Here is a 9802-nt window from a genome sequence, read left to right as displayed (position 1 = left end):
TATAGAGGGAGGAGTTAGAAAATATGAATATTTTATTAGTTTGTGCAGCCGGAATGTCAACCAGTTTGCTTGTCACTAAAATGCAACAAGCTGCTAAGGAAAAAGGGATTGATGCGAATATCTGGGCAGTTTCTATTGATGAAGCAAAAGCACACATTGGCAAGGCAGATGTGCTTTTGCTTGGTCCGCAAGTACGTTACAAATTGGCAGAGTTTAAAAAAGAGGGGGAAGCGTACGGTATTCCGGTCGATGTAATTAATCCAGTTGACTATGGAATGGTCAACGGTAAAAAAGTACTTGAATTTGCTTTAAGTTTTAATAGTAAGAAATAATGGGGTGTTATGAGATGGAAAGTCAGAAAACATTAGCTCGAGATGAAAAAACAAATAAAAAGGTGAAATATGAGTTTCCAAAAGATTTTTGGTGGGGCAGCGCGTCTTCTGCACCGCAAATGGAAGGCGCTTCTAGAGAAGACGGCAAGGGAATGAGTATCTGGGATTATTGGTATGAAAAAGAGCCTGAACGTTTTTTTAATGGTATTGGTCCAGACATTGCGACTGATTTTTATCATCGATATAAAGAAGATGTTCGAATGATGAAAGAAATTGGACATAATTCATTTAGAACTTCGATTTCTTGGTCAAGATTAATACCTAATGGTGTAGGAAAAATTAACAGCAAAGCAGTAGATTTTTATAATGATATGATCGATGAATTGATTGCTAACGGAATTGAACCGTTTATTAATTTGTTTCATTTTGACATGCCGCTTGAATTGCAGAAAATAGGCGGTTGGGAAAATCGAGAAGTGGTCGACGCTTATGTAGAATACGCTAAAACATGTTTTGAATTGTTTGGTGATAAAGTAAAAATATGGTTTACATATAATGAACCAATCGTACCAGCCGAGGCAGGATATTTATATGGAGTTCATTATCCTAATATTGTTGATTTCAAGAGAGCGATTCAGGTTGCTTATAATACCATTGTTGCACAAGCCAAAGCTATTAAAGTGTTTAAAGAACTTCAAATTAAAAACGGTAAAATTGGCGTCATTTTAAACTTATCGCCTGTTTATCCAAGAAGTAATCATCCAGCTGATGTGAAAGCTGCCAAAATTGCTGATTTATTCTTTAATAGAAGCTTTTTAGATCCTTCAGTAAAGGGAAAATTTCCTCGCGAACTAGTAGATTTGTTGAGAGAATACAATCTTTTGCCATATACGGAAGAGGAAGATAAAGAACTTATTAGGGATAATAAAGTTGATATTCTTGGCGTCAATTATTATCAGCCAAAAAGGGTAAAAGCGAAAGAGCATTTGCCAAATCCTTATTCGCCTATTATGCCTGAGTGGTTTTTTGACTATTATGAAATGCCTGGTAGACGCATGAACATTTATCGCGGATGGGAGATTTATGAGAAAGGAATATATGATCTCCTAAAAAGACTCAAAGATGAATACGGAAATATTACGTGCTTTGTATCTGAGAATGGAATGGGTGTGCAAGATGAAGAAAGATTTTTACAAAACGGAATAATCCAAGATGATTATAGAATCGAGTTTATTAAAGGTCATTTGAAGTGGATTCATAAGGCAATCATGGAAGGATGCAATGTGAAAGGATATCATTTATGGACTTTTATTGATAATTGGTCGTGGACAAACGCTTATAAAAACCGTTATGGATTTATCTCGTTGGATTTGAAAACGCGTAATCGAACAATGAAAAAAAGCGCGTATTGGATGAAAGAAGTTTCGAAAAATAATGGCTTTAATGATTGATTCGATGAAAAGCTGAAGATGAGCTTTTCTGTACCGAACACTAAAGGGGCGTGTCCGTTCACTTGCCACGTTATAGCAAAGCGGGGGATGATCAGGATTATTTCTACAATCGGATAACCCAAACCATTTGTCGTCCATGAAAATCGGAGAAATTCGCAGAAAAACGTGGGGAATCGAATCATTTTATGGGGGAGGGAACAAAAGGATGAATCAATTCATGAGATTTCTAGAAGAAAAGTTTATGCCGATTGCTGCGAAGGTCGGGGAGCAGAGGCATCTTCAAGCCATCAGGGATGGAATTATAATGACAGTACCGTTAGTTATGATCGGTTCCTTATTTTTGATTCTCGGTTTTTTACCAATTAAAGGGTATGAATCGTTTATGGCAAATATATTCGGCGACTCCTGGCAAAGCAATCTTCTTTATCCGGTTGGAGTAACGTTTGACTTGCTTGCCATCTTTATTGCTTTTGGCGTCGCATACCGTCTTGCTGAAAGATATCAGTTAGATCCATTATCGATAGCGATAATTTCAGTTGCGTGTTTTATGCTAGTTACACCTTATAAAATTTCGTTTACTCCAGAAGGGGCGGACAAAACATATGAAGTGACTGGTATTCCTCTTGCGTTAACAGGAAGTAAAGGAATGTTTGTGGCCATTATTATTGCGATTCTTACAACAGAAATTTATCGATTTGTTGTGAAAAGAAATATAGTTATTAAAATGCCAGATGGCGTTCCGCCGTCAGTTGCTAAATCGTTTGCTGCGCTGCTTCCGGGCTTTGCGGTTATATTAACTGTTTGGTTGTTAAGACTGTTGCTTCAAGTAACGCCGTTTGAAAACATGCATAATATTGTTTCAACGCTATTAGGTAAACCACTCTCATTGCTCGGTGGTTCATTAGCAGGAGCAATTATTGCGGTTATGGTCGCTCAAATGCTGTGGGTAACTGGTATTCATGGGCAAGCAATAGTATGGGGAATTATGTCTCCAATTTGGTTAGCCCTTGTAGACGAGAATAGAATTGCCTTTACTTCTGGAAAGGAAATTCCGAATATTGTAAATGTTCAGTTTATGGATATCTTTTATTCCATAGGAGGATCTGGTACAACACTTGGATTAGCACTTTTACTTGTTTTAAAATCACGTAGTCAGCAATTAAAGCAACTTGGCAGGCTAGCTATTGCTCCGGGGCTTTTTAACATAAACGAACCAATTATTTTCGGATTGCCAATGGTGATGAACCCAATAATGATGATACCATTTATTCTTGTTCCTGTTGTCATTGTCAGTGTATCATACTTTGCAATGGATTTAGGTTTAGTCGCGAAAACGGCTGGGGTAATGGTACCGTGGACTACTCCGGTTGGAATTGGAGGATTCCTTGCTACTGGAGGCAAGATTTCAGGGGCTATATTGCAATTATTTAATGTGGCTTTATCAGCGGCTCTTTATTATCCGTTCTTTAGAATTTGGGACAACCAAAAATATAAAGAAGAACATCAAATGAAAAAAGAAGTTAGTTAAGATGAACTGTGTTATATGATGGAGTTTTTCCATTACGGCAGCGAAAGAAATAACACACAAACGTAAATTTCCACTCCATTTTACAACTTGTTTGTAAGCGTTACCAAAACACACTCTAGCTATCTTTAACATACTGATGCTGTCGGCTTGTTTTCCCAAGTTTTTCTACATTGACACGAATATTGCGTATGTAATCGGTGACAGCAAAAAAAGGAGGAATGAGAAAATGAATATTTTACTTATCTGTGCGGCAGGAATGTCGACCAGCTTATTGGTGACGAAAATGCAGCAAGCCGCGAAAGAAAAAGGGCTTGATGCAATCATTTGGGCCGTATCCGCCGATGAGGCAAAGGATCATCTAGACCGGGCGGATGTCGTGCTGCTTGGGCCACAAATTCGTTATAAGCTGTCGCATTTTAAAAAAGAAGGAGAGGCGCGCGGGATACCGGTTGATGTAATTAATCCTGCCGACTATGGGCGTGTCAATGGCGCTGGTGTGCTGGATTTTGCTTTGCGACTAAAACGATAAGAGGGGGCGCGACGGATGAATCGGTTTATCAGTGTGTTAGAGAAGAACATCATGCCGGTAGCAGGAAGGATTGCCGAACAAAGACATCTTCAAGCCATTCGTGACGGAATTATTTTATCGATGCCATTGTTAATTATCGGATCTTTATTTTTAATTCTTGGGTATCTTCCCATTCCAGGCTATAACGAATTTATGGCGAATTGGTTCGGTGATCACTGGTTAGAAAAGCTGCTGTATCCAGTCGGAGCGACATTTGACATTATGGCGCTGGTGGTCAGCTTTGGAGTTGCCTATCGGCTGGCGGAAAAGTATAAAGTGGACGCGCTGTCAGCCGGCGCCATTTCGCTTGCGGCATTTTTATTGGCGACCCCTTATAAAGTGCCGTTTGTTTCGGACGGCGCGAAAGAAGCGATTATGGTCAGCGGCGGCATTCCGGTGCAATGGGTCGGCAGCAAAGGGCTGTTTGTCGCGATGATTCTAGCGATCGTTTCCACCGAAATTTATCGAAAAATTATCCAAAAAAATATTGTGATTAAACTTCCAGACGGCGTACCGCCGGCCGTATCGCGGTCATTTGTGGCGCTTATTCCGGGTTTTGCAGTGCTTTGTGTGATTTGGATTGCCCGTTTAATTTTAGAGGTTACGCCATTTGAAAGCTTTCATAATATCGTAACGTTGCTGTTAAATAAGCCGCTAAGCGCGTTAGGCGGCAGCTTATTTGGCGCCATTGTAGCGGTGCTGCTGGTGCAGTTGCTCTGGTCAACCGGTTTGCACGGTGCGGCCATTGTCGGGGGAGTGATGGGACCGATCTGGCTGTCGCTGATGGATGAAAACCGCATGGTGTTCCAGCAAAACCCTCATGCCGAATTACCGAACGTCATTACCCAGCAATTTTTTGACCTTTGGATTTATATCGGCGGATCGGGAGCAACGCTAGCGTTGGCGATCGCCATGCTGCTGAGGGCGCGAAGCCAGCAGTTGAAAAGCTTGGGAAGGTTGGCGATTGCCCCGGGCATTTTCAATATCAACGAGCCGATTACATTTGGCATGCCGATTGTCATGAACCCGCTTCTCATTATTCCATTTATTTTAGTGCCGATTGTGTTGACGATCGTTTCCTATGTGGCGATGGCGGCGGGACTTGTGGCCAAACCGAGCGGCGTCGCCGTGCCATGGACCACTCCAATCATTATTAGCGGTTATTTGGCGACAGGTGGAAAAATTTCCGGAAGTATTTTGCAAATCATTAACTTTTTCATTGCATTAGCCATTTACTATCCGTTTTTTGCGATGTGGGATAGGCAGAAGGCGGCGGAAGAAAGAGGAACGGCGGATATTCCAACCGATTCGAACACGGCGAAGCAAATGTGAGGCGAAGAAAATGGTGATTTATTGCATTATCAATGCGGACGATTTCGGCTATTCCAAAGGGGTTAACTACGGTATTTTAGAAGCGTTTCAACACGGCGTTGTCACATCGGCAACGATGATGGTGAACATGCCAGGGACGGAACATGCCGCCCGTCTGGCAAAGGAGAATCCGGAGCTTGGGGTAGGCATTCACTTCGTCTTAACGTGCGGAAAACCGATTTTAGCGGATGTCCCTTCGTTAGTCAACGAAGACGGTGAGTTTCGCAAGCGTGATGTGCAGCTGCTTTACGCCGATCCGGATGATATCGAACGGGAGCTTACGGCGCAGCTGGAAACGTTTTTGTCGTTTGGATTAACACCGACACATATAGACAGCCATCATCATGTTCATGAACATCCATGTGTATTCCCAATTGTGCAGAAGCTGGCTGAGCAATATGATCTTCCGATTCGGCCGGTACGCTCTGAAAAACCACATCGTTTGCGGACAGTTGATGTATTTATTTCTCAGTTTTATGGCCGTGGTTTAACAAAAGAATATTTTTTGTCCCTGTTTGATGAAGTGAATGATGGGCAAACGGTTGAAGTGATGTGCCACCCAGCTTACATTGATGTTCCTTTGTTTACTGGCAGTTCGTATTGCAGCGAGCGTATTAACGAGTTGTCGATTTTAACCGATCCGTATGTGCGGAAAGCACTGGAAAACCGCGGAGTTAGATTGATCACGTATCGCGAATTAAAACAAATGTAGGAGAGAACGATATGCAAACATATGAGGAAATCGTATTTCAAATCATTCTCCATGGAGGAAACGGAAGAAGTCATGCCATGGAGGCGATTGCTGCTGCGAAAAGAGGAGACTTTGCCGAAGCAAGAAAGCAACTGCAAAAGGCGGCGGAGGAATTACAAGCCGCCCATCATATTCAGACAAAGCTGATTCAAAACGAGGCAAGGGGACAGAAAGAGAGTGTTACGCTACTAATGGTGCATGCGCAAGACCATTTAATGAATGCGATTACCGTGAAAGAATTAGCCAACGAGTTTGTCGAACTGTATGGAACATTGCAACATAAGGAAGGGGAAGAAATATGAGCTTCAAAGGAGTAAAAATTGTTACGATTGGTGGCGGATCGAGCTATACGCCGGAATTAATCGAAGGATTTATTAAGCGGTATCACGAGCTTCCTGTCCGTGAATTATGGCTTGTCGATATTCCTGAAGGGGAGGAAAAGCTGAAGATCGTCGGCGAATTGGCGAGGCGAATGGTAAAAAAAGCAGGAGTACCGATTGACATTCATTTGACGCTAGACCGCCGCCGGGCGCTCGAGGGTGCCGACTTTGTGACAACGCAAATTCGTGTCGGCGGGCTGCAAGCGCGGGCGAAAGATGAACGAATTCCGCTGAAATACGGCGTCATTGGCCAAGAAACAAACGGACCGGGCGGGCTGTTTAAAGGATTGAGAACCATCCCGGTCATCCTCGATATTATTCGTGACATGAAGGAGCTTTGTCCGGATGCTTGGCTCATTAATTTCACCAATCCGGCGGGCATGGTAACAGAAGCAGTGCTGCGTTATAGCGACCATAAAAAAGCAGTCGGTTTATGTAACGTGCCGATTGGCATGCGCATGGGAGTGGCAAAGCTTTTCAATGTCGATGCTAGCCGTGTGCACATTGATTTTGCCGGGCTGAACCATATGGTGTTTGGACTTAACGTTTACTTGGACGGCAACAATATTATGGATCAGCTCATCGATCGATTGACAAGCAGCGACAAAGCAGGCATGACGATGCGCAACATCGCCGACCTTGGCTGGGAGCCCGATTTTCTAAAAGGGTTGAAACTGCTGCCATGTCCATACCATCGTTACTATTTCCAAACGAGCAAAATGCTCGCGGAAGAATTAGAGGATGCCAAAAAAATCGGAACGCGCGCCGAAGTGGTTCAAAAATTGGAGAAAGAGCTGTTTGAGCTCTATAAAGATCCGAATTTAAACGTGAAGCCTCCTCAGCTGGAAAAACGAGGCGGCGCTTATTACAGCGATGCAGCGTGCAGTCTGATTTGTTCCATTTATAATGACAAGCGGGACATCCAGACGGTCAATACGCGAAATAACGGTGCAATCGCCAGCATTCCAGGCGAGTCTGCCGTTGAAGTAAACTGCATCATCACGAAAGAAGGCCCAAAACCGATCGCTGTTGGTGATTTGCCAGTTGCGGTACGCGGATTGGTGCAGCAAATCAAATCGTTTGAACGCGTCGCAGCAGAGGCAGCGGTCACCGGCGATTACTACACGGCGCTGGTGGCGATGACGATCAACCCGCTTGTGCCGTCGGATACGATCGCCAAACAAATCTTAGACGAAATGCTAGAGGCGCATAAAGAGTATTTGCCACAATTTTTTAAACGAACAGCTGCACGATAATATAGTAGAGCCCAGCAAGGGAAACCGAAGCTGGGTTTTTTACGTTAGATTTGATTTTTCGATAAATATTTTATGTAAACAAAAAAGCCCTGTTGGTAAGAGCCTACTCGTTTATATGGATGACCGTGTTGTCTTGTGGTTGCGCATCGCTTTGCCGTGCGCTTTTGCTGATGCGAATTTCTAAAATGGGCGCGGAAAAATGTGCGGAAATATATTTGTCTGCAAGCGAAAACGGCAGTAAAATCGTTCGTTGTTTTTCCATGCCGCCGTTTTGCTGGATTTGAATGGAAAGGGAACGGTTTTCGCGAAGTACGATAATATGTTCTTTTTGACAATGGCAAAGCTCTGCTTCGATAATATAGTCTTCCTCTGTCTCGAGCACTTCGACGCGAAATATCATTTCGTCCAACAAAGGCGCAAGCGGATCGTTGCATAACAAGTCAAGCCACTGCCGCAGCTCATTTTGCTCTTCGCCATTTTTATGCACGATGAAAAGCTCCCTCCGCATGTTAAACTGTATCGCTGTTGTTTATCGTATGCAGCATCCCCGAAAAGGTTCGCGGCGGGAGCGAAAAATCATTCTTTATTACATGTCGTGGCTGGAATTATGTTTTTGCCGCGTATGGTTTCTGTTTTTTACTTTTTTCGAACCATCCAGCGGCTCCGGCTGCCCCGGATTATCGCCCTTTGGCGCGTTTTTGCGCATGTCTGTGCCTGTGTTTTTATTGGTCATGTCCATCCCCCTCCTTTTGTTTATTAGCATGCCGGCAGTCCTCTTTTATTATTCGCGGTATAATTTGCGCCACGTTTGAAACGATAAGTAATGAATGACCGCCACTAGCAAAGGAGGAAGCAATCATGGCTTATCATAAAACGAAACAAGAAGCGTTTCAAGCGGCGCAAAAGGCAACGATGGAAGCAAAAGAATGGCACGACCACTTGGTGCGCGACCAAGCCGATTACGGCCATCAATTAAGCCATTTAAAGCAAGAGGTGAACGAGGCGTTTGAACAAATTAACAACGCGCTTGAAGTCGCCTCGGAAAAACAGCGGATGCAGCTCGAAAAGTTTCGCAACGACTTGCAGGCGATTGTCGATGAAGTCAATGAAATACATTGAACTATCCCCACTTACCGGCTAAAGCCGGTGGAAGTGGGGGATTCTTGTTTCCTTTGACTGTTGTTGCTCAAAGGTCCCAAGAACCCCCTCCGTTCAACGAGAGGAGTAGCCATACGAGATGTCCGAAGTGTCCTTTCAGGACGACCAGCTATATGCCTGCTGATGCAGCTCACATAGAAGGTACACCATCTTCCATTCGTATGGCATCCAAAGAACACATTGCAATGCATCCAGTTCCTAGAACCGCCATCTGCTCCGGTGACGAGAGTAAGAGACTGGTACAATGTGTTCTTTTATTTTAAAGCGCTAAGAGATAATGAAATCTCATTGTTTATTACGCTAAAGCTTTTATTAATTGATGTTTTTCTTCTTCTAACAACGATGGATGAAATACATCTATCTCTTGATATGGTTGATTCACATTAAAAAGATGGTACAGTGTATGTGTACGAACAGAAAACTTTTTATCTAAAATAGACCAATGCTTCCAATGATGAGAAGCATCTTTCAGGACATACTTTTTAAGCACCTTTGGAGCTTTTTCTTTATATCCTAATCCTCGACGGCCAATCGTAAATGCAGCTGCTTGGTGGATAGAGATACCGAATTTGCGCATATATTTCAGTTTCCCAGAGATAGAAGTAAAAGCCGGATTCACTTCTATAACAGCAACTCTCATTTTATCGGCACGGCTTTTGATTGCTTGTATCATTTTTCGATACGCGAACATATTCTTCATCCGATTTGCTTTCTTGTTGCCGTATCGATCCCCTGTTTTGGATAAGGTGGTATCTAACTTTTCCAAAACAATAGGTTTTTTCTTTCGAACCGCAATATCCACTAAAGCAATGGCTTCTGCTTCGATGATTTTTGTAATCTGGCCCGAAGTTTTCCCTTCTATCGAAAACGAAAGTTTCTCACTTTCCAAAAAGTTACCATCTTTCGAAACATCCGTCCAAGCAATGTGATTGTAGTTGCAATCTACTCCGATCACTCCGTCAGAAGTAGAAAAATTAATATATGGATTCGATTCTACATCCACCAAA

The 9802-nt window shown here is 43.0% G+C and carries 12 protein-coding genes; 9 read left to right on the top strand and 3 right to left on the bottom strand.

Annotation, left to right across the window (positions count from 1 at the left end; translation table 11 throughout):
- Positions 1 to 23 precede the first annotated feature (23 nt).
- The 8 genes from GCA01S_RS18165 to GCA01S_RS18130 all read left to right on the top strand — a co-directional run bounded on the left by GCA01S_RS18165 (position 24) and on the right by GCA01S_RS18130 (position 7637).
- On the top strand, positions 24 to 332 hold the full coding sequence (locus GCA01S_RS18165) for a PTS sugar transporter subunit IIB (protein WP_017435008.1): 309 nt from the start codon (positions 24 to 26) through the stop codon (positions 330 to 332).
- A 14-nt stretch (positions 333 to 346) separates the two neighbouring features.
- Positions 347 to 1783 (top strand): glycoside hydrolase family 1 protein, encoded by a 1437-nt coding sequence (locus GCA01S_RS18160; protein ID WP_042412165.1) that lies wholly within the window; start codon positions 347 to 349, stop codon positions 1781 to 1783.
- A gap of 205 nt (positions 1784 to 1988) precedes the next feature.
- Positions 1989 to 3311 carry a PTS cellobiose transporter subunit IIC gene (celB, locus tag GCA01S_RS18155; protein WP_042412163.1) on the top strand — a complete coding sequence of 441 codons (1323 nt, stop codon included), beginning with the start codon at positions 1989 to 1991 and terminating at the stop codon, positions 3309 to 3311.
- A 193-nt stretch (positions 3312 to 3504) separates the two neighbouring features.
- Positions 3505 to 3840, top strand: a complete 336-nt coding sequence (locus tag GCA01S_RS18150) for a PTS sugar transporter subunit IIB (protein ID WP_255212310.1) — start codon at positions 3505 to 3507, stop codon at positions 3838 to 3840.
- Positions 3841 to 3855: 15 nt separating this feature from the next.
- Positions 3856 to 5211, top strand: a complete 1356-nt coding sequence (celB, locus tag GCA01S_RS18145) for a PTS cellobiose transporter subunit IIC (RefSeq protein WP_042412160.1) — start codon at positions 3856 to 3858, stop codon at positions 5209 to 5211.
- A gap of 10 nt (positions 5212 to 5221) precedes the next feature.
- On the top strand, positions 5222 to 5962 hold the full coding sequence (gene chbG / locus GCA01S_RS18140; protein WP_042412159.1) for a chitin disaccharide deacetylase: 741 nt from the start codon (positions 5222 to 5224) through the stop codon (positions 5960 to 5962).
- 11 nt (positions 5963 to 5973) lie between these two features.
- The gene (locus GCA01S_RS18135; RefSeq protein WP_017435002.1) at positions 5974 to 6303 is read left to right on the top strand and encodes a PTS lactose/cellobiose transporter subunit IIA; all 330 of its coding nucleotides are present in this window, start codon (positions 5974 to 5976) and stop codon (positions 6301 to 6303) included.
- The gene (locus GCA01S_RS18130) at positions 6300 to 7637 is read left to right on the top strand and encodes a 6-phospho-beta-glucosidase (protein ID WP_042412158.1); all 1338 of its coding nucleotides are present in this window, start codon (positions 6300 to 6302) and stop codon (positions 7635 to 7637) included. Before GCA01S_RS18135 ends, GCA01S_RS18130 begins: the two co-directional genes overlap by 4 nt.
- A gap of 103 nt (positions 7638 to 7740) precedes the next feature.
- On the opposite strand, the gene GCA01S_RS18125 is transcribed toward GCA01S_RS18130, so the two are convergent.
- Both GCA01S_RS18125 and GCA01S_RS18120 read right to left on the bottom strand, forming a co-directional pair.
- Positions 7741 to 8124, bottom strand: coding sequence for an Hsp20/alpha crystallin family protein (locus tag GCA01S_RS18125; RefSeq protein WP_017435000.1), 384 nt, complete (start codon positions 8122 to 8124; stop codon positions 7741 to 7743).
- 99 nt (positions 8125 to 8223) lie between these two features.
- Positions 8224 to 8370 (bottom strand): small acid-soluble spore protein P, encoded by a 147-nt coding sequence (locus tag GCA01S_RS18120; protein ID WP_017434999.1) that lies wholly within the window; start codon positions 8368 to 8370, stop codon positions 8224 to 8226.
- A 125-nt stretch (positions 8371 to 8495) separates the two neighbouring features.
- Between GCA01S_RS18120 and GCA01S_RS18115 the strand changes: the two genes are divergently transcribed.
- Complete coding sequence (locus GCA01S_RS18115) at positions 8496 to 8756, top strand: hypothetical protein (protein WP_042412157.1); 261 nt, start codon at positions 8496 to 8498, stop codon at positions 8754 to 8756.
- Positions 8757 to 9090: 334 nt separating this feature from the next.
- Here the strand turns inward: GCA01S_RS18115 and GCA01S_RS18110 are convergent.
- On the bottom strand, positions 9091 to 9802 hold a 712-nt coding region (locus GCA01S_RS18110), incomplete at its 5' end, for an IS200/IS605 family accessory protein TnpB-related protein (protein WP_042412156.1).

It is taken from the genome of Parageobacillus caldoxylosilyticus NBRC 107762 (assembly GCF_000632715.1).
GTDB classification, from domain to species: Bacteria; Bacillota; Bacilli; order Bacillales; family Anoxybacillaceae; genus Saccharococcus; species Saccharococcus caldoxylosilyticus.
The sequence above is the reverse complement of the archived record's forward strand: the minus strand, read 5'-3'. Positions and strand labels throughout refer to the sequence as shown.